The sequence below is a fragment of the Streptosporangium sp. NPDC048047 genome, assembly GCF_040653115.1.
Taxonomy (GTDB): domain Bacteria; phylum Actinomycetota; class Actinomycetes; order Streptosporangiales; family Streptosporangiaceae; genus Streptosporangium.
Genome location: NZ_JBEZNH010000009.1, coordinates 106786 through 130688, shown reverse-complemented (window position 1 = coordinate 130688; position 23903 = coordinate 106786). Strand labels below are relative to the sequence as shown.

The window sequence follows — 23903 nt, the reverse complement described above, 5'->3', positions numbered from 1 at the left end:
GGGGCCTCGACGGGCTTCCGCCATGGCCCCCGCCGAGAGTGGCGTGTGACGGAAACCGCTTGCGCGCTCACTCATGGTGAGGCAAACTTGGTGGTGCCGCGCCCCCGGTGGGCGTCGGAAGTGAGGCCGGGACTACCGATGGAATCGGGTGCCCGGCCTTCGCGTTTCTCTCCCTCAGTCGAGGCAGACCAGGCGGATTCGATCGGCCAGGAGCTTGAAGCCCTCCGGTTGCCCGTTCAGCCACCACGTTGTGGCTCCGGCGACGGCGTCGGCGCTCCAGAGGAGCGGCTCCTCGTCTGGCCGCCGCCATGCGACCTTGAGGTCCTTCGAGACGGCGCGTGCTCTGCGGATCCCCATGACCAGCAAGAGATCGAGATGGTCCAGCTTGGGGGAGCGGCTCTCGACGGTCACCGCCCTGACGTCCGCCTGATCAAGCTCGTACAGCAGTCTCTCAAGGCAGAGGCGTCGCGCTCTCTCGTAAGGGAGGCCTCTGCTGAAGATGTGGATGGTGACGATGCTCCGCACCGGCATGACGGCGATCGAACCGGCGATGACGAGCTGCCGGGCCGCGGATTCCTCCCGCCAGTGCAGGCGAGGACTCTTGCCGGTGCGGAGGGATTCCAGGGCCGCACGTATGTCGTCATGGTGGGCGGAGTCCATGACGACCGCCGCCATCGCGTAAACGCAGTGGTCGTCCGGGTGGCGGCGGAGACTCTCGTCGATGTATGCCGTAAGCACCGGGTAAATGTAGCGTCACGGCGAGTGAAATTCGTGCCGTTCGTGCATGGCTCTGGAACGAGGGCTCAGACCGGGACCGAGCGGTCACGGGTCTCACACTTTCGGAAGGGAGCGGTGTGAAGCCGACGCTGGCCGCCGATGAGTTGCGGCGGAGCCTGACGCAGTACCTCACGACCACCTTCGCCCTGGCGGAGCAACCCGTCCGCAAGGCCCTCAAGCGGTTCCTCGAACACCCCGAGCAGGGCATCTTCCGCGGCCCCTACCTGCGGATCCGGACGCCGTTCCGGGTGGCGGAGCCGGGGTGGCGCGACGTGCTGGAGTGGACGCCGCCCGGCGACTGGACGCCGTACCGGCACCAGGCGGCGGCCTTCCGGCGGCTCAGCACGCTGGGCAAGGCGGCCGAGCCGACGCTGATCACCACCGGCACCGGCTCCGGCAAGACCGAGTCGTTCCTCGTCCCGGTGCTCGACCACTGCCGCCGGGAGCGGGCGAACGGCCGGCACGGGGTGAAGGCCGTGCTGCTCTACCCGATGAACGCGCTGGCCACCGACCAGGCGCACCGGATCAACGAGTATCTGCTCCACCCGGACCTGCACGACGTGACCGCCGCCCTCTACATCGGCGACACCCCCGAGACCGGCTACCGGAAGGTGATGACGCAGCGGGCGGAGATCCGCCGCAACCCGCCGGACGTCCTCATCACCAACTACAAGATGCTCGACCTGCTGCTCCAGCGCGCCGACGACCTGCCGCTGTGGCGGGACGCGGCGCTGACGTACGTCGTGGTCGACGAGTTCCACACCTACGACGGCGCGCAGGGCACCGACGTGGCGATGCTGCTACGCCGCCTGGCCGCCGCGACGGGTCATGCCCGGCCGGGCAGCCCGCTCGGCGGCATCTGCCCGGTCGCGACCTCCGCCACCCTCGGCGAGAGCCGTGGGAAGGACGGCGGGGCCGCCGGCACCGGCACCGCCGCCGTCCGCCGGGTCGCCGAGCAGGTGTTCGGCACGCCGTTCGGCGAGGACGCCGTGGTCGGGGAGGACCGGCTCGCCGCCGAGGAGTTCGTCGGCGACATCGACGTGACGCTGCCGCTGCCCGACGTGCAGGACCTCTCCGGCCTCCCCGACCCGCTGCGCGACCCGGGCGCGATGGACCTGGTCGCCGCGGCGGTCACCGGACGAAACGGCCTCGACCCGCAGGCGCTGGGCGCGGTGCTGAAGGAGCACATCCTCACCCAGGCGGTGCTCGACCTGCTCGGCGACGGCCCGAGGACTCCGGCGGAGATGCTGGAGCTGCTGCCGCGCCGGGGCGCGTACGGCTGGGGCACCGCCATCCGCAACTCGCCCGAGCAGGCGGCCACCGCGCTGGCGAGGTTCGTGGCGCTGCTGTCGCACGCCCGCGACCCGGAGGACCCCCGCAGGCCGTTCCTGCACATCGAGACCCACGTCTGGGTGCGGGCCGTGTCCCGGCTGATGCGGCTGGCCGACCACACCCCGGCCTTCGCCTGGATCGGCGAGCTGCCCGTACTGGACACCGACTCGACGTTCAACGTGATGGGCAAGAGCCTGTTGCCCTCGGTGTACTGCCGCCACTGCGGGCGGTCCGGCTGGGCGGCGTTCTCCCCGGAACGCGACCCCGCGGAGCTGGTCACCAGCCCGGAGCGGATCTACCGCGCCGCCGTCGGGTCGGAGAAGAAGCGTGTCCGGCCGCTGATCCTGGCCACCCGGAGCGAGGCCGAGGGGCGGGTGCAGAACCTCGCGATCCTCGAATCCGACCGGGTCCGGCCGTTCGATCCCGCCAGGGACGAATACGGCCGGGAGGGCATCGTGTTCGTCCTGACCGACCTGGACACCAGACCCGAGGCGAACAACGCCGCCGAGCAGGACCGCTGCCCGGCCTGCCGGGTGGACCAGGGCATCCGCTTCCTGGGCTCCGGGCTCGCCTCGCTGGCGGCGGTGACCGTCACCCAGCTCTTCGCGGGCAACCAGCTCGAGGTGGAACAGCGCAAGACGCTGCTGTTCAACGACTCGGTGCAGGACGCCGCCCATCGGGCCGGGTTCGTGGCGAACCGGTCGTACGCGTTCTCGCTGCGCCGGCTGCTGGCGGGCCGGCTCGACCCCGAGACGCCGACGCTGCTCAACGACCTGATGGCCGACCTGGCCGCGGCGGCCAGTGAGGCGGACGTGCTGCCCGCCGTCGTCCCGCCCGACCTGCACGACCGGCCGGAGATCGACGCGATCCTGGCGCAGGAGACCACCGGTTCCAAGACGGCGTGGGACCTCATCGGGGAGCGGCTGGCCTTCGCGACCGTCATGGAGCTGGGCCTGCGCTCCCGGCAGGGCCGCACGCTGGAGCTGACCCGCACGGCCGCCGCCGAGGTCGTGCTGGCCGACCCGGAGAAGACCGCCGCCCTCGCCAGGGACGCGCACATCGCCATGGCCGGGATGATCGAGCCGGTCGCCGACGACCGCTACCTCGTTTATGTCCGGGGCCTGCTGGAGCGGCTGCGCCGCAGCGGAGCGATCAAGCACCTCTGGCTCGACCGGTGGATCGGCAACGCCGGGACCAGCAGGTACGGCGCGATCTGGGGCAGACGCCCGGAGGGGCTGCCCGCGTTCCCCAAGGGCCTGTCCGCGCCGACGTTCCTGCTCGACCGGCAGAAACGCAGGTCGGAGTTCGACCGGATCGACGCCGAGCAGGGCTGGTACCAGGACTGGACCACCCGCTGCCTCGGCCTCGGCAGGGGAGCGTCGGGGGAGTACCTCTCCCGGCTGCTGCCGCTGCTCGCCGGAGAGGGCGTGATCTCCGTACGGTCCGCCGAGGACGGCGCGACCCGGGTGTACGGCCTGCAGCCCGGCCACATCCAGGTCCGCCTCCTCGCCGACTCCCAGGTCAACGACGCCGGGATCGGCTGCGACACGTGCGCCTGGGTCCAGACCGTCCACCCGCTGCTCCTCGATGACTGGTACGGCCAGCCCTGCCCGCGCTACCGCTGTCACGGACGGCTGACCGACCGCGGCACCCAGGACCACCGGCTCGACTATTACCGCGAGCTGTACCTCGCCCGGGGCGGCCGGGGCGCGTTCCGGGTGGTCACCGCCGAGCACACCGGCGCGCTGACCCGCAGACAGCGTGAGCAGGTCGAGCAGCGCTTCCGCGAAGGCACCCGCTACAACGACCCGAACGCGCTGGCCTGCACACCCACCCTGGAGCTGGGCATCGACATCGGCGAGTTGTCGGCGGTGATCCTGGCGTCCCTGCCGCCCGGCCCGGCGAGTTACGTGCAGCGGGCAGGCCGCGCGGGCCGCCGCAGCGGCAACGCGTTCCTGGTCACCATGGTCGGCCGGTCCCCGCGCGACCTGTACTTCCTCAACGAGCCGCGCGACATGATCGCGGGGGAGATCGTCCCGCCGGGCAGTTACCTGTCGGCGGTGGAGATCCTGCGCCGCCAGTACGTCGCCCACCTCGTCGACCTCTGCGCCCGGGGCCGTCTCGGCGGCGTGCCGCCGCTGCCGCGGCTGGCGTCGGCGCTGTTCGGGGAGACGGGCTGGACGACCGGGTTCACCGCCGCCGCGCTCGCGGACGGCGCCGCCCTCGCCGAGGACTTCCTCGGCCTGTTCGGCGATTCGGTGAACCCCGAGGCCGCCGGAGACCTGCGGAGGTTCGCCGTCGAGGACCTGGCGCGGGTCGTGGACGAGGCGAGGCGGACGTGGGGGCAACGGCTGACGGACCTGCGGGAGCGACTCGACGCGATCGACGCCGCGATCGAGGCGCTGCTGGACTCCGACCCCGGGCAGCGCGCGCAGCGGCGGGCGCTGACCGCCGAACGGCGGGCCGTGGCCAGGCGCATCGGTGAGATAGGCCGGCAGAACGCCCAGGGCGCGCTCGTCGAGCTGGGCCTGCTGCCGAACTACTCCCTGATCGACTCCACCACCGCGCTGGAGGCGACGATCACCTGGGAGGAGGAGGTCGAGGGCGGCAAGCGCTACCACAGCGAGGTCAGGGAGTACCAGCGCCCGGCCCGGCTGGCCCTCACCGAGCTGGCCCCCGGCAACTCCTTCTACATGCGCGGCTACCAGCACTGCGTGACCGGCCTGGACATCGGGACCACGTCGCGGCAGGCGTGGGAGCAGTGGCGGGTCTGCCCCGACTGCGGCCACGTCCGGACCACCCTCGCGGAAAAGGACACCGCTCCGTGCCCGCGCTGCGGCGGTCAGGACATCGGGGAGCTGGACTCGCTGTACGGCGTGCTGCGCCCGACCCGGGTGACCGCGCACGACCGCCGCGACGACGCCCAGATCCGCGACGACCACGAGGACCGGCAGCGTCGCTACTACGAGACGGCCGTCGCGGTGGACATCGCGCCGGAGGACATCGCGCCCGGGTCGTGGCGGCACAGGAAGGCGGTCTTCGGCGTCGACTTCACCCGCAAGGCGGTCATCCGGCGCTTCAACCTCGGCACCACCCGCTACGACCGGCCGGCGACCGACAGGTTCGCCGGGGAGGACGTCCGGATCAACCCCTTCCACACCTGCCCCGCCTGCGGCGGCACGACGGTGGACGGGCCTCCGCAGTCCGCCGCCCAGGCCGCGCTGACGGCCACTTCCCTCGCCGATCCGGCGCGAAGGCACCACCGTCCCTGGTGCGTCCACCGGCGCTCCGCCCACGACGCCGAGCACGTCCGGTTGATCCTCGCGCACGAGCTGCACACCGAGGCGCTGCGCATCCTGCTGCCGGTCGCCACGCTGCTGATCGAGGAGCGGATGGCCTCGTTCGAGGCCGCGCTGATGGCCGGGGTCGCGGCGGAGTACGGCGGCGACCCCGCGCACCTCGCCGTCGTCACGGCCACCATGCCCGACCAGGAGACCGGGCGGCGGCGCCGCTTCCTCGTGCTGCACGACACGCTGCCGGGCGGCACCGGCTACCTCCACCGCCTCTCCACCGACGAGGGGTTCCGCCGGGTGCTGGAGGCCGCGCTGGAGATCGTGGCCGGGTGCTCCTGCGGGGAGGACACGGTCAAGGCGGCCTGCCACCGCTGCCTGCTCGCCCACGTGCCGGGCAGCAGGTACGACAAGGTCAGCCGGGCCGAGGCGCTCGTCATGCTGCGGGAGCTGCTCGACGACTGGGGCACCGCCACGGTCGCCACCACCGGCGCGATCTCCTTGTGGGACCAGGTGGAGAGCGAGCTGGAGGCCCGTTTCCTCGGAGGGCTCGACACCTGGGCGCGCCGGGCCGACACTCCCGGCACGCTCGGCCGGGGCGGTGTCGTCAACGGCAAGAAGACCGCCGACCTGCGCGTCGAGGCCGCCGACGGTTCGATCGTGCACTGGCAGATGATCCTGCAGAACACCATCAAGGGCACCCGCCCCGACGTGCTGTTCCGCCGGCTGGACGACGCGCCGCTGGAGGTCGCCGTCTACCTCGACGGCTACAACTACCACGCGTCGCCGCAGAAGAACCGGCTGGCGGGGGACGCGGGGAAGCGCGCCGTGCTGCGTGCGCACGGCCGTCCCGTGTTCCAGCTCACCTGGGACGACCTCGACGACTGGGAGAAGCGGGGGCACGCCCCCCTCGACAAGGGAGAGCCGGTCCGCGCGCCTTACCTGGGCAACGCCCAGGCCGTCGCGCGGCAGCTCTACCGGAGGTTCGACGGCGACCGTGACCCCGAGGAACTGGTCCGCACGGTGTGGGCCAACCCCGTCGACGCGCTGCTCGAATTCCTGCGGGAGCCGGACCTCGACCTGTGGCTGCACCGAGCCGGGGCCGCCGCCGGCGGGCTGCTCACGCAGGCGGAGAAGAGCACCTCCGGCCCGGACGGGGTGCCGGAACGGCTGACGGCCGCGCTACGCGGGGAGCCGATGCCCGCCGGGACCGGGGCTCAGGGCGGCATCACGACCGCGCGCGCCGTGGACCACTCCGGCTGCCCGGTCGCCGTGGTGGCCGACTCACGCGGCGGCCTCGCCTTCACGGCGTTCGCCGTAGTAGACGACACCGACGAGACGATCCGAGCCGACGAGGAGGGCCACCGGCGACGCTGGGCGGCCTGGCTCCACTGGGGCAACGTGCTGCAGTTCCTGGACGCCGGGGGCGGGGACGGCGGCCAGCTCGCGCTCAGCGACCTGGACGCCTTCGACCCCTCACTGCTCGCCGTGGCCGGGGGAGCGGGCGTCCGGTCGGTCCTCAGCCTCCTGCCTGCGGACGACCCGGCGGACGAGGCGGACGAGGCGGACGAGGCGGACGAGGCGGAGACGGTCCCGATGCGGGTCGTACGACCCGCGGTGGAGGACGACTCTGAGACGCGCGTCGTACCGAAGCCCGCCGTACCGGCATCGGACGCGCCGGAGGAGGGGGCGGCGGGGCCCGATCCGCGCTGGGAGAAGGTCTACGACCTGCTGGACCCGGAGGAGCCCGGACTGGCGGAGCTCGCCCGGGAGCTGGCGCGGCTCGGCGTGCCCGCCCCGGCCTCCGGCGACGTCGGGTTCGAGCTGGGCGAGCAGGCATGGCAGGCGGAACTGGCCTGGCCGGCGGTCAACGTCGCGGTCGTGCTGGCCGGTGACGACGACGAGACGCACAGGCGCAACGAGGCGTACGCCGCGGCCGGCTGGGACGCGCGGGAGGTGGGGGGCTGGGACCCCGGGGAGCTGGCCGCGCTCATCGGCGGACGCGGAGACGGGACGGAGTGACCATGCGGGGCGAGGGGCCGGCCGTGCTCATCGGCGGACGCGAAGACGAGACGGAGTGACCATGCAGGGTGAGGCGACGCTGCGGCTGCTCGACAAGGCGGACAGGGAGATCTTCAAGCTTCCCCGCGAGGTCAAGGGCGCCATCTACGACTTCCAGCACAAATTCCGCAGGGATCCGGCGAACCCGGGCCTGCGCTTCAAGCAGCTCAAGGGGCATCCGAGGCTGTACTCGGCGCGGGTCAACCAGGACTACCGCGCGCTGCTGCTGCACGCCGGCGACTCCGACTACATCCTGGTGGCGGTCAAGCACCGCAAGGACGTCTACGACAACCTCGACCGGTTCGCCTACCAGATCAACCCGGTCACCGGCGGCATCGAGTTCCTCGACCTGGTCTCCATCGAGGAGACGATCCACTCCGGCACCTCCCGGCCGGGTCCCGAGCCGGAACCCGCGCCCGCAACCGAGCCGGAGACGTTGTTCGCCGCCTTCACCGCCGACCAGCTCCTCTCGCTCGGCGTGGCCGAACCGCTGATCGGGCTGATCGCGAAGATCACCACCGAGGACGAGCTGCTCGGCCTGACCGAGTACGCGCCGCAGCTCACCACCGAGGTGCTGCTCGCCCTGCACGACGGCAGGACCTACGAGGAGGTCCTCGATCAGGTCACCACCCCCGTCGCCGCGGACGAACCGGTCGACGCCGAGGACTACCGGACCGCCCTGACCCGGCCCGCCACCCAAGTCACCACCGACGACACCGCCCTGCGCGAGGCGCTTGAGGAGGGCTTCGAGCGTTGGCGCGTCTTCCTGCACCCCACCCAGAGCAAGGCGGTGGAGCGGGAGTACAGCGGGCCCGCCAGGGTCAGCGGAGGGCCGGGCACCGGCAAGACCATCGTCGCGCTCCATCGGGTGAGGCACCTGGTCGACCGGCTCGGCCCCGGGGACGACACCCCCGTCCTGCTCACCACGTTCAACAAGAACCTCGCTGCGGACCTGCGCCAGCGCCTGCTGGTGCTCGCCGGGAACGAGACGGCCAGGCGGGTCGAGATCGTCAACATCGACAGGCTCGCCACGCAGATCGTCGCCGACGCCGAACCCGGCGGGCACCGCCGATGGATCGACGACACCAAGGCGCTGCAGGAGTGGGAGCACCTGCTCGACGAGCAGGGGGAGACCCGGTGGGACGCGGAGTTCCTGCACGCCGAGTGGTCCCACGTCATCCTCGGCCAGTCGATCAACTCGCGCGCCGACTACTTCCGCGCCCGCCGCGCGGGCCGGGGCCGCCCCATCAGCCGGGAGGACCGGGCGGCGATCTGGCAGCTCGTCGAGCGTTACGTCAAGCGGCTCGACGAGAAGGAGGTGTGGACCTACCGGCAGGTGGCCGAGCGCGCCGCCCGGCTGGAGATCGAACGGGCCCGGCGGCGGGCCTCCTACGAGGCCGACCAGATCAGCTCGGTCAAGGTGCAGCGCGAGTCGGGGATCTGGCACCGCCCCCGCTACCGGCACATCGTGGTGGACGAGGCGCAGGACCTCAGCGCCGCCCACTGGAAGATGCTCCGCGCCATGGTGCCCGAGGGCCCGAACGACATCTTCCTCGTCGGTGACACCCACCAGCGGATCTACGGCAACTACGTGTCGCTCGGCAGCCTCGGCGTCAACATCCGGGGACGGTCCTCCAAGCTCACTCTCAGCTACCGGATCACGCAGGAGAACCTCAAGGCCGCCCTCGGCATCCTCGGCGAGGAGGAATGGGACGACCTCGATGACAAGCGCGAGGACCTGTCCGGGTACCGGTCGGTCCTTTCCGGCCCGCGCCCCGTGCTGCGCCCGGCATCCACCTGGGCGGCGGAACTGGACGACCTCGTCGACCAGATCAGGGAGTGGGACCCCCCGGCGCTCTCGTCGATCGCCGTCTGCGTCCCTAAGCGTGACATGGTCGCGGAGGTCGAGAACCGGCTGGGCAGGGCCGGCATCAAGGCCGTGGCCATCGGGCCGGACGGGCCCAAGCTCTGGGACGCGGTCCACGTCGGGACGATGCACCGCTTCAAGGGTCTGGAGTACCAGCGGATGATCCTCGCCGGGGTCGCCGACGGGCTGGTCCCCTTCGGCCACGCCCTGCAGTACGAGCACACCGACCCGCTGCGCCACCGGCGTGAGCTGCGGCAGGCCCGGTCGCTGCTGTTCGTCGCCGCCACCCGGGCCAGGGACACCCTGGTGATCTCCTGGCACGGGCGGAAGAGCAGGTTCCTTGAATCCCAGGGATCGTCGGAGCCCCAGGAGTCCCCGGGCGTTCCGGAAGCTCCGGGAGTTCCGGGGTGAGGACGATCGCCGGGCGTTACAAGCTGGCCGGCCCCATCGCCCGCGGCGGCATGGGAACGGTCTGGCAGGGGTCCGACCTGCGGCTCAACCGTCCCGTGGCGGTCAAGCTCATCTGCGAGGAGGAGCTGGCGGCCAGGAAGGACGCGATCCGCCGCTTCTACCGGGAGGCGCGGATCACGGCCCGACTGCGCCACCCCGGCGTGCCGGTCGTCTACGACTTCGGCAGCGACGACGGCGAGCTGTTCATGGTCATGGAGTATCTCGACGGTCACATGGTGCAGGACGTGATCGCCGAGCATGCGCCGCTGCCGGTTGCGTGGGCGGCCCTCATCGGTGCGCAGGTCTGCGCCGTCCTGGCCGCCGCGCACGGAGCCGGGCTGATCCACCGGGACATCAAGCCCGGCAACCTCGTGGTCTGTGCGGACGCCACCGTCAAGGTGATCGACTTCGGGGTGGCCACCTCCTTCGGCCCCACGGAGTTCTCACAGATCACCGCGGCCGGACAGGTACCCGGAACGGCCCGCTACATGGCCCCGGAACTCCTGGGCGGCGCGGAGGCGAGCCGCTCCAGTGACCTCTACACGGTCGGATGCCTGCTGTACGAACTGCTCACCGGCTCGCGCCCGTTCGCCTCCAAGGATCTGCTGACGGAGATCGACCGAAGTCGGCGCGAGGACCCGTCCCCGATGAGGCGGCCGGACGTCCCCCGCGAGTTGAAGGAACTGACGTTCCGGCTGCTCGCCAAATCTCCGGAGGGGCGCCCCGACGACGTGGCCCGCGTGTTCGAGATACTGGCACCCCTGGTGAGGACGGTGCCGCCGCTGCCGGGGCTGGTGAACAGCGATCTGTCCACCGACCCCGTGCACATGTACGCGGCGGCCGTCCAGCGCGTCGGTACGTAGGTTGGGGTTCCCATGGGTGACAGCGCCACGGTCGCGGCCGCGGACATCGCGCGGCTGGCCGGGGTCGGCCGGGCCGCCGTCAGCAACTGGCGCAGGCGCTTCGAGGACTTCCCCGCCCCGGTCGGCGGGACGTCGAGCAGCCCGCTGTTCTCCCTGACCGAGGTGGAGGAGTGGCTGCGCCGTCAGGGCAAGCTGGCCGAGGTCCCCCTCGGCGAGCGCGTCTGGCAGGAGCTGCGGGCCGGCGTCGAGGATCTGCGCCTCGCCGAGGCCGTCGGCCGGGTCGGCGCGTTCCTCCTCTTCCTCGACCGGTCCCCGAAGACGTGGGCGAAGCTCGCGAAGAAGAACGACGACGCGCTGTCCACCGCGCTCGCCGCCGAACTCGCCATGGACGACCTCCCGGAGCCGGCGGGCGCCCCTCCCGGCAGGCCGCTCGCCGCCGGGTCCGCTACGGCCGGCGGCCTGGAGCGGGACGAGTCCGCCGGGTCCGCTACGGGCGACCGCCCGGAGCGGGGCGAGGCCGCCGGGCCTTCCACGGTGTCCGTCCCGCTGCTGCGCTCCGTCGCCGAGCTGGCCGCCGGGCAGGGCGCCGCCTCGACCTTCGACTTCCTCTACGAGCGCTACCTCGACGCCCACTCCCGGCGCGTCGTGACGCTGTCACCCGACGTCGCGGACCTCATGACGAGCCTGTCCGCCGCCGGGGACGGCACGGTCCTCGACCCGATGTGCGGGCTCGGCACGCTCCTGCTGTCGGCCGCCGCCTCGGGTGCGACCGCCCTCGCCGGTCAGGAACGGGACGAGCACGCCGCCCGCATCGCCGCCGTACGGCTCCTGCTGCACGGCCACCCCGCGACGGTCCGCATCGGCGACGCCCTGCGCGACGACCGGTTCGCCTCCCTCCAGGCCGACGCCGTCGTCTGCGGCCCGCCCTTCGCCGAACGCGCCTGGGGCTACGAGGAGCTCGCCGGGGACGTCCGCTGGCAGTACGGCCTGCCTCCGCGCGGTGAGCCGGAGCTGCCCTGGGTCCAGCACTCGCTGTTCCACCTCAAACCCGGTGGCCACGCCGTGGTCCTGATGCCCTCGGCCGCCGCCGACCGCCGCTCCGGCCGTCGCATCCGCGCCCAGCTCCTGCGCGCGGGCGCGCTGCGCGCCGTGGTCGCCCTGCCCGCCGGGACCGCCCCGAACGCCCTCGGCTCACCCCACCTGTGGATCCTGCGCCGACCCGAACCCGGCGACCCGATCCCGTCCCACGTTCTGATGATCGACGCCGCCGACCTGCCGTGGCCCCGGGTGCGGGAGACCGTCCTGGACGGCTGGCGCGCCTTCACCGCCGCCCCCGGGGGAGTGACGGACGGACCAGGGGGAGCGGGTCCCCGGGGTGCCGCGGAAACACAGGTGGGCGCGGAAACACAGGTGGGCATGGACACGCCCGGGGCCGTACCGCTCATCGATCTCCTGGACGAGGACGTCGACCTGACCCCCGCCCGCCACGCCACCGGACGCTCGGCCGCGAGCACCGGCCAGGAGTTCACCGCCGCGCTCGACGCGTTGGCCGCCTCCGCCGCCGCCCTCCAGCGGGCCGCCGAGGAGCTGCGTGCGCTCACCGCGTCGGCGGACGAGCTGCCCAGGACCACGGTCGCGGAGCAGGTCAGGGCGGGCGCCATCGTCGTCTGCCAGGCGCCCCGCGGCGAGCCCGGCACAGGCGTGGTCCCCGTTCACCAGGCGCCTCCCGATGAGCCGGGCACGGGCACGGCTCGGGTGCTGACCGTGGACGACGTGATCGCCGGAGGCCCGCCCACCGGCCGCGCGGCCCCCGCACCCGGCTCCGTCGTGTCCGCCTCCGGCTCCCCGGCCACGTCCGCCCCCGGCGCTGTCGTCCTCGAACCCGGCGACGTCGTCGTCCCGGCCGGAAGCCGGGTCCTCACCGTCCGCGTCGTCACCGAGGGCGGTGCGCTCCTCGGGCCCGGTCTGCACCTGCTGCGCCCTGACCCCGAACGGATCGACCCCGACTGCCTCGCAGGCTTCCTCCGGATCGCCGGCTCCCAAGGCCCTCGGCGCGGCCAGACCGGCAGCTCCCGCTCCGACGTCCGCCGCGTGGAGCTGCCCCGCCTGCCCCTGGCCGAGCAGCGCCGCCTCGGCGACGCCTTCCGGCGGCTGGCCGCCGTGGAGACCGCGGCGTCCGGCCTGGCGGAGCAGGGCTCGGCCCTGGTACGGCTGGGCCTCCAGGGCCTCGGCGACGGCAACCTCCGCGGCTGACCGTCTCCCGGCCCCCGCCGGCCCGTGACGCCCGGCTTCCCGGCCGTCCCGATCCGCGGTCTCAGACTTGGCCGCCGTCCTCGTGCTCGCCCCAGCCGTGCCGCGGCCCGTCCTCTGTGATCCCGGTCGGCGGCGCCGGCGCACTAGCTCGGAGGAAGCACGGTGACGGCCACGACGACGCTGTTGACGACCGTGGCCGTCACGGTGCGGTTCACGGCCTCCGCCGCGGCGTGGGCGCCCCAGTCGCCCCGCTCGAGTTCCTCGGCCCGCCCGATCACGGCCGATGTCCAGGGGATCTCGGGGTGGAACCGCGGAAGCGTCCTGCTCGCCGAGAGCAGCGCCGCGAGCGCGGCCACGCGGGCCGACGGCTCCGTGCCGTCCACGAGGACCCGCCGGACGTCGGCGAGGAGACGGGCTCGTCGCCCGGTCCCGCCCTCCCGGAGGGCCGTCGTACGGAACAGGCCGAGCAGCCTGTGCGGTTCCCGGTCGATGTCGCCTCGAGCGACGAGCCTCTCCAGCACCGGTTCGCGCAGGGTGGGGCCGATCGCCGCGAGCGCCGCCTGCACCCCCTGCGGCTTCTCGGACAGGTGGTCCCACGCCGGGCGGAGGAGATCATCCGAGGGTGGGTGACCCTCCGTGCCCCTGACCCGGTCGCGGGCCCCCACGGTCAGGTGGCCGCCGAGGGCGAGGTCGGCGAGCACGGCTCCGCCGAGGACGTAGAAGAGCGTGTTCTCACCCGCGATGGTCCCGGACCCGGGCTGGAACAGCAGGAGCAGGAGGTCTTCCACCAGGGCCGGGACGTCCGGCGGGGATTCGGCGGTCATCGGCGGGGCTCCCAGCGGAAGAGGCGGGTGGCGAGGACGACGGCGACGACGACCCAGCCCAGGGTGGGTGCGAGCAGGAGCAGGGAGTCGGTCACGGCGACGCCGCCGTTCCAGGCGTTCATGGTCAGTTCGGTGGCCGCGCCGCCGGGCAGCAGTCGTTTGAGCCAGGTGAGCTCCGCGGTGCCGCTGATGCCCACCCAGCTCGCCACGGCGATCACGCCGAGGGTGACCGGCAGGGTGGTGACCTGGGCGTGTTCGGGGGAGTTGGTCAGCCCGGCGGTGGCCAGGGCCAGACCGGTCATCATGGCCAGGGTCGCGAGCGTCGCCGCCACGAGCAGGGCGACGTCGGCCGGTCCACCGGCGACCACGGCCAGGGCGATCAGGATCGCGGTCACCTGGATCACGGCCAGCACGGCGACGGGCAGCAGCAGGCCGGTGAGGATGCCGGCGTCGCCGGCGGCGGTGGAGCGCAGCCGCTTGAGGAAGAGGTTCTGGCGCCGGGAGGCCAGGGTGGTGACGGCGGTGGTGTAGAGCCCGAACGCGGTCACGGTGAACAGCACGATCGCCGCGATGTAGCCGAGGCTGCCGATGGCGGCGAAGGTCTCGTGCTGACGGACGAAGAGCACGCAGACGGCCACCGGGATGATGAGGCTGGTGATCAGCACGAGCCGGTTCCGGAAGATCTGGACCAGTTCGCTGGAGGCGATGGACAACACGGTGAGGCTCCTTCCCGAAGGACGAATCAGTGGTCGATGGCCCGGAACACGTCGTCGAGCCGGGTCGGCCCGGCCTCCAAATCCCGCAGCTCCACCGCGTGCTCCTCCGCCCACCCCAGCAGAAGGTGCAGGTCCTTCTGCAGTTCGAAGGTCTCGACCACGACCCTCCCGTCCGCGTCGGCGACGGCCCGCACCGGCGGCGGCGTCGGCGTCGACGGGGAAGGGAGGGAGAAGCGGATGACGGCCGGCAGGGTGCGGGTCAGCTCGGAGACGGTTCCCTCCCGGTGGAAGGTCCCCCCGTGCATCAGCCCGATCCGGTCGGCGCGCTGCTGCGCCTCCTCCAGATAGTGGGTGGTGAGCACGATGGTCGCGCCGTTCTCACGCAGCCGGTCCACCGTCGCCCACACCGCGTCGCGGGAGGAGATGTCCAGGCCGGTGGTCGGCTCGTCCAGGAAGATCAGCTCCGGGGTGCCGTAGACGGCGGTGGCGAAGTCCAGCCGTCGTTTCTCCCCACCGGACAGCTGGGACACGCGCCGGCCGGCCCGGCCGGTGAGGTCGACCAGGTCGAGCACCCGGTCGACGTCGTCGGCGCGCCGGGTGAGCCGTCCGATCAGCCGGACGGACTCACGGACGGTGAGGTCAGGGGAGAAACCGCTCTCCTGGAGCATGACGCCCATCCGTGAACGAACCGCTCGCCGGTCACCGGGGTCGTGCCCGAAGACGCGTACGGTGCCCGAGGTCGGCGCGCGGTGCCCCTCGACGGTTTCCAGCGTCGAGGTCTTCCCGGCCCCGTTGGTGCCCAGCAGAGCGTAGAGCTCCCCGGGCCGCACCTCGAAGGACAGATCCTTCACTGCGTGGAAGTCACCGTAGGTCACGTTCAGCCGGTCGACCTCGATGACGGGCGTGGTAGACATGTACCCATGACAGCGGGTACGCACGCGACGCGTCAGTGGCGCGGTGTCACGACCGCATGTGACGTGGTGTCACTGGTCACGGCCGGTGGGGGCCGGACACTGGGGTCGTGACCGAACGACCACCGCGTTTCACCGAGTCGACGCAGGGACGACTGCGCCGGCTCAACCTGGCGACGTCCCTGCCGCCGGTCGTGCTCGCCGCCGTCATCCTGCTCTACCTCGACACGCGTGCCTGGTGGCATCTCGTCATCCTGGTGCCGGGTGCCGTGGCGGTCGTGGTGGCCTTCGAACGATGGACGGCCGGTGACCTGGCGCGGGTGGCGCTTCCCTGCGTGATCGTCGCGGGAGCGGTATGGCCGCTGGGGGCGCTGGTGACCGGCAGCCCCAACGCGTACTGGGGGCTGTGCGGCGTAGGCTCCCTCGTCCTGCGCGAGGCCCGGCACCGGGGTCCGGCGGCGGCCGCCCTGTTCGCCTACGTCGCCGCCGTCGGCGCCGCGCGGCTGCTGGTGCAGCGCGACGACGTCCGTGAAGTCATGGTCACCTACGTTCTCGTCCCGACCGTGCTCACCGTGCTGGTGACGGTCATGACGGCGTTGGGCGAACGGATATACGACCTCATCCGAGAGCTCGAACAGACCCGGGAGCGCGAGGCGGAGCTGGCCGTGGTCCGGGAACGCTTCCGGTTCGCCAGCGACCTGCACGACATCCAGGGCCACACCCTGCACGTGGCCAAACTGAAGATCGCCCTGGCCCGGAGACTGCTGCCCCACGACGCCGCACGGGCGGACAAGGAACTGCGGGAGACGTACGCGCTGGTCAGCGAGACCATCGCGCAGACCAAGGAACTCGCGCACGCCCAACGGAGGCTCAACCTCACCGCGGAGATCGAGAACGCGAAGAACCTGTTCGAGGCCGCCGGCATCCGGGTCCGGGTGACCCGGGAGGCCGAAACCGACTCCCGCGCCGGCGAGCTGCTCGGCCAGGTGCTGCGGGAGACGACCACCAACATCCTGCGCCACGCGCAGGCCACCCAGGTGCACATCACGCTCACCGAGTCGGGCATCACCATCGTCAACGACGGCGCGACCGCCACGGCGCCCCCCGAGCTCAGGGGGCTGGCGGTGCTGCGGCGACGGGTGGCGGGCGACGGAGGCGAGCTGACCGTGGAACAGACCGGCGAGCGGTTCCTGACGGCGGCGGTCTTCCCGCCCGTCCGTGCCGGCGTGGCGCCGGAGGTCTCAGCGGCCCCGGCGGCCCCGGGGGAGAACGGCCGATGACCACCATCGTGCTCGCCGACGACGAGGCGCTGCTGCGCACGGCCCTGGCCACGCTGCTGCCGATGGAGGGCGACATCACCGTCCTCGCCGAGGCGCAGGACGGCCGGACGGCGATCGACGCCACCCTGCGGCACCGGCCTGACGTGCTGGTCATCGACCTGGAGATGCCGGGCGTGGACGGCCTCGGCGCGGTCGCCGAGATCCGCCGCGCCCACCCGGAACAGGTGGTCCTCATGCTGACCCGGCACGCCCGCCCCGGCGTGCTGCGCAAGGCGTTGAGGCTCGGCGTCCAGGGCTTCGTCAGCAAGTCCGCGGAACCGGCCCACATCGTCTCGGTCATCGCCACCCTGCACGCGGGCAGACGCTGGATCGACTCGGACGTGTCCGCGCTCGCCGTCACCGACGACTGCCCCCTGACCGACCGTGAAGCCGACGTGCTGCGGGTCACCGGCGAGGGCTACTCGGTGGTCGACATCGCCGCCCGGCTCCACCTCGCGCCGGGCACCGTACGCAACTACCTCTCCAACGCCATGCGTAAGACCCAGACCCGGACCCGCCACGACGCGGCCCGCTACGCCCGCGAACACGACTGGCTGTGACGGGCGATCCCGCGGGTATCCGCCGTGGGACCGTACGACACCGATCGATGGACTGAGAACATGACCACCACCTGGATCACCACGCCGATCAGCACGGACATCCTGCGCGGCGCGCTCGACCTGCAGCGCACCGCCCGCGGCCTGCTGCCGCACCGGCTGCCCGCGTGGGCCCGCGCCCAGTACACCGACGGGCAGCTCGCCATGGTGGAGGCCCAGCCCGCCGGTGTACGGCTGGCCTTCCGCACCCGGGCCACCGCGGTCGAACTCGACACGCTGCCCACCCGGCACACCTACACCGGCCTGCCGCCCCGCCCGGACGGCGTCTACGACCTGCTCGTCGACGGCCATCTGGCCGGTCAGGCCGGGGTGACCGGCGGCGACACGGTGACCATCGACATGGCCGCCGGGACCGCCGACCACCGGTCCGGCCCACCCGGCACCGTCCGCTTCACCGGCCTGCCCGACCGGGTGAAGGACCTCGAGATCTGGCTGCCGCACAACGAGACCACCGAACTCGTCGCCCTGCGCACCGACGCCCCGGTCGAACCCGTACCGGAACGGGGCCGCAGGGTCTGGCTGCACCACGGCAGCTCCATCAGCCAGGGTTCCAACGCGATCAGCCCCACCGCCACCTGGCCGGCCGTGGCCGCCTCCCTCGGCGGTGTCGAGCTGGTCAACCTCGGCTTCGGCGGCAGCGCGCTGCTCGACCCGTTCACCGCCCGCACCATGCGGGACACCCCGGCCGACCTCATCAGCGTGAAGATCGGCATCAACCTGGTCAACGCCGACCTGATGCGGCTCCGCGCCTTCACCCCGGCCGTGCACGGCTTCCTCGACACCATCCGCGACGGCCACCCCACCACACCGCTGCTGGTCGTCTCACCCATCCACTGCCCCATCCACGAGGACACCCCGGGGCCCGGCGCGTTCGACCCCGCCGCCTTCAGCGCCGGGCAGGTGCGCTTCATGGCCACCGGCGACCCGGCGGAGCGGGCGAGCGGGAAGCTGACCCTCGGCGTCATCCGCGACGAACTGGCACGGATCACCGCCCAGCGGGCGGCCGGCGACCCGAACCTGCATCACCTCGACGGCCTCGACCTCTACGGCGAGGCCGACTTCGCCGAACTGCCGTTGCCCGACCGGCTCCACCCGGACACCGCCGCCCACCGGCGCATCGGCGAACGCTTCGCCGAGCGGGCGTTCACCGCCGGCGGCCCTTTCGCGGGGCACGGCTCCTGACCGGCTCACGGCCCGTCGTGTCCGCCGCGGAATGTCACGGCGAGGTGGTGACGTGGTGACACTGCCCGGAGGGACGCGGTGAGCGCTGCAATGGAGGGCATGTTCACCCCGCGGGTCAGCGACCTCGCGATCCGGGTGTGAGCACCGATGTGCCCGCCTGCATGAACGTCATGGTCACCGGCGGCGGCGCGCTCCCGCGTGCGCTCACCCGGCATGGCGTTTCGCCTGCGGGCTCACCTGCCGGCGCAAGCCCGAGAGGAATCCTCCGATGCACGCACCACGACCCGACGGACCCGGGGACGCGACGGGCCACCCGAGCCCTTCCGACGCGGGACGTTCGCGCCTCCTGACGCCGGAGCGTTCCCAGCCGGCCGTCGACGGCTCCCGGCCGTTCGGCGCCCATCTCCGCATGAGCCGGTGGAAGCCGCTCGTGGTCGTCATCGGGTCGCCGCTGCTGCTGCTGGTCCTGCAGGTGCTGCTCTACCAGGTCGTAGGCGTCCTCGAGGGCAGCGACGACCCGATGGCGCCCGCCTTCACGCCGCTGAAGTTCCTGGCCGTCAACCTGAGCACGGGCGTGACGGGCGTGCTGACGATCCTGCTCCTGGCGTGGCTGGCCAAGGTGCCGTGGCGCAGCCTGATCAGTTTCCCGCGGGCCTTCGACACACGCCGCCTGACGTACTACCTGATCGGCGCGGTGCCGCTGGTGGGCGCGGTGATCGGCGTCGTGGCGCTGATCGCCCCCGACTCGCCGGGCTGGACCGCCTTCGGCGTCACCGGCACGACGATCGTCATGCTGGTGATCGTGGTGCTGAGCACCCCGATGCAGACCGCCGGCGAGGAGCTGATGTTCCGGGGCGCCATGCTGCCCGCCGCCGCGTCCTGGGTGCGTGCGGTGCGTCCGGCCATGGCCGTCGGACTCGTGGTCTCCAGCCTGGTCTTCGCGGCGAGCCACGGGTCGGCCGACCCCTGGCTGGCCGGTTACTACGCCGTGTTCGCCGCCGGCGCCGGCCTGATGGCGATCATCAGCCGGGGCCTCGAAGCGTCCATCGCCTTCCACACCGCCAACAACGTCCTGTGGACGGCCGTCAACACGCTGATGGCGGACGGCGAGGCCTTCGCGATCGACCGGTCCGCCGGCAGCGGCGGCCCGTCCGTGCTGATCCTCGCCGCCGCGAACATCGGCATGGTGGCGTTCGTCTGGCGGCGTGAGCGGCGGCTTCGGAGGGAAGCCGCCTGACTCCTCCGGGGCGGGCCGTCCGTCCGCGGGCGGCCGTCAGGCCTGGCTGCTGTCCTTGTGCTCACCCCAGCCGTGCCAGCGGTCGACCTCGATCCAGGCGCTGACCCGCTTGCGGTCCCGTCGCGGGTACGGGTTGCCCCCGTAGTGCGTCGACAGCCGGTCGATGTCCTTCAGGCCCTCGTCATCGCGCATCTCGGCGACGTGCCCGATGATGCTGACGTGGGTGTACCAGTTGCCCTCGTCGAGCACGGTGAGCGTCACCCGGGGGTCGTTGCGCAGGTGGTCCAGCCGCTTGCGGCCCTCGTCCATGTTGACCAGGATGCGGCCGTCGTCCTCCCAGAGGTACCAGGTGGCCGTGGACACAGGCTGACCGTCGGACCGCAGCGTCGCGATGACGGCGGGGTTCGGCTTCTTCAGCATCTCGACGACGCCCTCGGGAAGCGGCGGGTTCGACATGGGCTCTCCTCATTCGGTTCGGCGTCCCCGGTGTTACGGGTGACACGGGTGTGATTCATGAGAAGTATGTCCACGGCATCACCCTCGAATACCATCCGAGCTTGTTCCGCTTCGACGGACACCTGACGATCTCCGCCTTGAACTCACGCGTGAACGAGCGGCGAGGGCGCGATTTCCGCTTCTCCGGGTGCTCCATCACGGACATCCTTCCGGGGACGATCCCCTGATCTCGGATGCCCGTCAAACCGGATCAAGCCCGGCCCGGAGAGGCTCCGTCCGTCAGTCGAGGTTGTTCTGCTGGCGGACGAGGTTGGCGATCGCCAGGATCTTCGGCCGGCCGGTGGCCTTGAAGGAAAGACCGTGGCGGAAGATCTCGGGGATCCAGTACTGGTCCTCCTCACGGAAGACGACTCCGTTGGCCGCGAGGAGCTTCAGGCTCTCGTTGGACAGCCCGACCGTCTCGGGGCTGAAGGGGATCCTCTTCTTCTCCGAGGTGAGACCGTCGAGGTGTTTGAGCAGCCTGCCCACCTTGGGGCTCTCCTCGGTGATGGCGCGGATCTTCACCAGGCTGCACTGGACGAGCGCCTTCCGCATCGCCGCCGGGACGAGCAGGCGGGTCGGCCAGCGGCTGTCCTCGACCGAGAAGGCGGCCGACTCCTTGATGAAGATCACGATGTCGCGTGCCTGGATCTGCTCGGTGAAGTCGGAGAGCGCCGCCAGGAACCAGCCGTCCGAGCGGGCCTCGCGGGACTTGGGGGAGCCCATCTTCTCTCCCCAGAGTGGGTGGAGCATCGCGCTGAGACGCTGCGGCTTCGCCGCGGCCACCTCTTCGGGGGTGATGCCCTGGAGGGCCCCGGAACGCTGCGCCACCCACAGGGCCAGCCGAAGCGCCTCGGAATGGTTCCACTTCAGTTCGTAGTCCCTGTACCGGGCGAAGAAGTGCTCGTAGTTCTGCCGGATGGCCGACTGGACGAGGTCTCGCCGTACGAAGATCACCAGGCCGAGCGGCCTGCCCCGGAGGCTGCGCAGCCAGTCGAGACAGTCGATGAGCAGGACCCGGAGCGCCTGCCGCTGGACGTCGCTGTCGAGGAGGTCTTGAAGGAGGTCCTCAAGCCCGTCGAACAGGAAGATCCTGGTGTTCGCCGAGCCGAAGTCGACCAGCTTCTCCTCGACGTCCTCGGGGGAGGCGTCGATCCCAACGGCCCGCGCCATGCAGGTGAGCCAAATCCGCCGCCACTGCACGTTGGTCAGCTCCGAACGCAGCGCGCCGTCGATCAGATCGAGCAGTTCGAGCTGCGTCGCGGGCTCGGCCTCCGGGGAGACCGCGGCGTCCCGCTGGATCTTGCTGATCCGCTCACGCGCGGAGTCGCTGAGGTTCTTGGAGACCAGCACCGGCGTGAGGAGCGCGTCCAGGGTGACGCTCTCGACGCCGACGTCCCTGGCGTACTCACGCCAGGTCTTGCGGAAGCACATCTGGAGCTGGGTGAAGGTCTTCCCCGACCCCTTCGCCCCGGTGACCGCGCACAGCGGCGGTTCGGTCCGGTGGGAGACGAGCATGTTCCGCAGGGACTCGGTCGGCAGGAAGTCCGTGTCGTCCGCCGTCTCGGCGTACGCCAGCCGGCCCGCGAAATCGCTCAGGACCAGACGCCGGTGGACGAGGTCGTCAGGGTCCTCCCTCCGGGGCACCGCGGCCGTCATGGGCGCCGCCTCGGTGAAGACCGTCTCCTCCCGCTCCTCCGGGGAGGTCAGCCCCTCGACGAGCGGGGCGAGCGTCTGCGCGAGCTGCTGGCGGCGGACCACGTCGACCACGGCCTCCCAGGGCGCGGGCAGCGCCAGCAGCCGATCCTGGAACACGCTGAAGATGGGCTCCAGCGTGACGTCCCGGTCGACGGTCCGGTCCTCCCCGTCCTCCTCCGGGACGGTCTGTTCGAGCGTCCCGGAGATCGCGTCGCGGAGCATGGTCGCGGCCGAGGCCGCCAGCTCACGATGGCCCTCCTGCCGGAACTGGGTGATCACGGTCACGCTCGCCGGGTCATCGGCCCGTGTCGGCGCGCGCCGTCCCAGCTCCTGGATGGTGCGTACGGTGCCGTACAACGCCTGGTCGCTGACGGTGGTGACGAAGATCCGCTGGACGCGCGGGTCGAGCAGCACGGGAGCCGCCAGCTCGCTGCTCCCCGCCCGCAGGTCGATGAGGACCGTACGGGCGCCGAGCCGGTCGGCGAGCTCTGCGAGGGACTCGGTCAGGTAGTAGATCGAACGGTCCGGCGTCAGCAGGTCGGTGGGTTCGAGCCGGGGTGGCGCGATGTCCCGCAGCGAGCGCCGGGTGGGCATGACGACCACATCGCCGATCATCTGGTTCGGCAGGTAGGCCGCGCCCAGCGTCACCGCGTCGCCGGGACGGCCGTCCTCGGAGGAGTGCAACAGCGCCAGGAAGTCCTCGTAGCCGAAGTCGACACGCCTGCCGTGCGCGCCGAACATCCAGGTGATCCCCGGGGCCTCCAGATCGGCGTCGACCAGCAGCACCCGATCGCCGCGCTGGGCGACCGCGTCGGCGAGGGCCACCCCGTGGAGGGTCCGCCCCACCCCGCCCTTGAAGGAGTGCAGCGCCGCGATCCGCACGTTGCCGGGGAACGGGGCCTCCGGCCGGGGAAGCGGCTCGCCGAGGCCGCGAACGATGCGCCGCTCCCGCCACCGGGGCTCCCGCCGGGGCGTCTCGAACTCCCGCTGACGCACCGAGATCGGAAGCAGCCTGGCGGAGGGATGGCCGGGCACGTCGTCGAGCCGGAGAACGGTCTCGCCCTCGTGCGACGTCGTCGAGCCGACCCCGAACACCTCACCCAGCCATGACAGGGCCTCCTGCGGCAGCGCGTGCGGAGCGATCGTCACGTCGAGGCCGTCCCAGAAGGCGTCGCACTCGTGGAGCCAGTCGGGCCACCGGCCGTTGGCCGCCAGGGCCGCGAGATGGGCGTCCACATCGACCCAGGTGTAGATGTGCTCGGGAGTCCTGATCTCCTGCTCCGGCATGATCACGCTCTCAATTCTTGCTGACACCAGCTCAGAAGCTCGCGCAACACGGCCACGGCTCGCTCCTCGCTCTTCTTCTCCAGGGCCCGGCCGTACCTCCAGGCCTGGTGCAGGTCTCCGAAGTCCACGCGTTCCCCCGGACCTCTCCGGCCGGCGCAGTCGACCATCTGCTCACAGAGCGACCGGGGGAGGAGAAGCACCTTGGCGAGAACGCGGAGGTTGTGGCTTTTGAGATCCTTCTGCAGTTCCGAGGTGGACCGCAGGTTCCTCTGATCGAGGAGCACCGCCTTCAGCCCGCACTCGACGCTGTAGAAGAGGAGCAGCGCCGCGGAGGCGCCCTCCTCCTCCAGAGCCTGTGAGGCGTCCCGGTGGGCGGCGAAACTCGCGCGGAGCTGCTTCTTGCCAACGTCTACGGACACGGTGTGTAACCGTAGCGAAGCTTTCCGTTGTTTGCCGTGCCTTTGACGAGCGCGATCCGCGAAGCCCGCCACCGGAGTGAGCGGCCTGGGCTCTCGACGGCCCCGATCCCGACTCTGGCATCGGCGCCTGAGGGCTGAGGTCGGGGGTCAGGGGTTGGCGATAAGGGCCGCTTCCGTGCGGGAGGGGCCTGCCTTTTCCCGAGAACGTGCTTCCTGGCCAGGGCGGGGTGTTCTTGATCACGGTTTGGTGTCATGCGATCTGCTGATCTTGACGGAATGGAACCCGTAAGACGTTATTAGAACGT

15 protein-coding genes are annotated in these 23903 nt (G+C 71.8%); 8 read left to right on the top strand and 7 right to left on the bottom strand.

Annotated elements, in window-relative coordinates; genetic code table 11:
* Positions 1–174 precede the first annotated feature (174 nt).
* Complete coding sequence (locus tag AB0D67_RS10950) at positions 175–738, bottom strand: hypothetical protein (protein ID WP_362932328.1); 564 nt, start codon at positions 736–738, stop codon at positions 175–177.
* Positions 739–854: 116 nt separating this feature from the next.
* Here AB0D67_RS10950 and AB0D67_RS10945 point away from each other — a divergent pair, with 116 nt between their 5' ends.
* From AB0D67_RS10945 to AB0D67_RS10930, 4 genes are all read left to right on the top strand, one after another.
* Entirely contained in the window at positions 855–7421 is a 6567-nt protein-coding gene (locus tag AB0D67_RS10945) for a DEAD/DEAH box helicase (RefSeq protein ID WP_362932327.1), read from the top strand.
* A 61-nt stretch (positions 7422–7482) separates the two neighbouring features.
* Positions 7483–9738, top strand: coding sequence for a UvrD-helicase domain-containing protein (locus AB0D67_RS10940; protein ID WP_362932459.1), 2256 nt, complete (start codon positions 7483–7485; stop codon positions 9736–9738).
* Positions 9735–10640, top strand: coding sequence for a serine/threonine-protein kinase (locus AB0D67_RS10935; protein ID WP_362932325.1), 906 nt, complete (start codon positions 9735–9737; stop codon positions 10638–10640). The genes AB0D67_RS10940 and AB0D67_RS10935 overlap by 4 nt, the downstream gene beginning before the upstream one ends.
* Before the next feature lie 12 nt (positions 10641–10652).
* Entirely contained in the window at positions 10653–12893 is a 2241-nt protein-coding gene (locus AB0D67_RS10930) for an N-6 DNA methylase (RefSeq protein WP_362932323.1), read from the top strand.
* A gap of 143 nt (positions 12894–13036) precedes the next feature.
* Here AB0D67_RS10930 and AB0D67_RS10925 read toward each other — a convergent pair whose 3' ends face one another.
* The 3 genes from AB0D67_RS10925 to AB0D67_RS10915 are packed head-to-tail and all read right to left on the bottom strand — an operon-like array spanning position 13037 to position 15347.
* The gene (locus tag AB0D67_RS10925; RefSeq protein WP_362932321.1) at positions 13037–13717 is read right to left on the bottom strand and encodes a GPP34 family phosphoprotein; all 681 of its coding nucleotides are present in this window, start codon (positions 13715–13717) and stop codon (positions 13037–13039) included.
* Positions 13714–14433 (bottom strand): ABC transporter permease, encoded by a 720-nt coding sequence (locus AB0D67_RS10920; protein ID WP_362932319.1) that lies wholly within the window; start codon positions 14431–14433, stop codon positions 13714–13716. Before AB0D67_RS10920 ends, AB0D67_RS10925 begins: the two co-directional genes overlap by 4 nt.
* A 26-nt stretch (positions 14434–14459) precedes the next feature.
* A complete protein-coding gene (locus AB0D67_RS10915) occupies positions 14460–15347 on the bottom strand; it encodes an ABC transporter ATP-binding protein (RefSeq protein WP_362932317.1) in 888 nt (295 codons plus the stop codon).
* Positions 15348–15454: 107 nt separating this feature from the next.
* Between AB0D67_RS10915 and AB0D67_RS10910 the strand changes: the two genes are divergently transcribed.
* From AB0D67_RS10910 to AB0D67_RS10895, 4 genes are all read left to right on the top strand, one after another.
* On the top strand, positions 15455–16624 hold the full coding sequence (locus tag AB0D67_RS10910) for a histidine kinase (RefSeq protein WP_362932315.1): 1170 nt from the start codon (positions 15455–15457) through the stop codon (positions 16622–16624).
* Positions 16621–17223, top strand: coding sequence for a response regulator transcription factor (locus tag AB0D67_RS10905; protein ID WP_362932313.1), 603 nt, complete (start codon positions 16621–16623; stop codon positions 17221–17223). Before AB0D67_RS10910 ends, AB0D67_RS10905 begins: the two co-directional genes overlap by 4 nt.
* 60 nt (positions 17224–17283) lie before the next feature.
* Positions 17284–18462, top strand: a complete 1179-nt coding sequence (locus AB0D67_RS10900) for an SGNH/GDSL hydrolase family protein (RefSeq protein ID WP_362932311.1) — start codon at positions 17284–17286, stop codon at positions 18460–18462.
* A gap of 409 nt (positions 18463–18871) precedes the next feature.
* Positions 18872–19699 carry a CPBP family intramembrane glutamic endopeptidase gene (locus AB0D67_RS10895; RefSeq protein WP_362932309.1) on the top strand — a complete coding sequence of 276 codons (828 nt, stop codon included), beginning with the start codon at positions 18872–18874 and terminating at the stop codon, positions 19697–19699.
* Between the two features lie 36 nt (positions 19700–19735).
* Here AB0D67_RS10895 and AB0D67_RS10890 read toward each other — a convergent pair whose 3' ends face one another.
* The 3 genes from AB0D67_RS10890 to AB0D67_RS10880 all read right to left on the bottom strand — a co-directional run bounded on the left by AB0D67_RS10890 (position 19736) and on the right by AB0D67_RS10880 (position 23598).
* Positions 19736–20155, bottom strand: coding sequence for a PPOX class F420-dependent oxidoreductase (locus tag AB0D67_RS10890; protein ID WP_362932307.1), 420 nt, complete (start codon positions 20153–20155; stop codon positions 19736–19738).
* A gap of 279 nt (positions 20156–20434) precedes the next feature.
* Positions 20435–23179 carry an AAA family ATPase gene (locus tag AB0D67_RS10885; protein WP_362932457.1) on the bottom strand — a complete coding sequence of 915 codons (2745 nt, stop codon included), beginning with the start codon at positions 23177–23179 and terminating at the stop codon, positions 20435–20437.
* A 2-nt stretch (positions 23180–23181) separates the two neighbouring features.
* Entirely contained in the window at positions 23182–23598 is a 417-nt protein-coding gene (locus AB0D67_RS10880) for a hypothetical protein (RefSeq protein WP_362932305.1), read from the bottom strand.
* Positions 23599–23903: the final 305 nt, after the last annotated feature.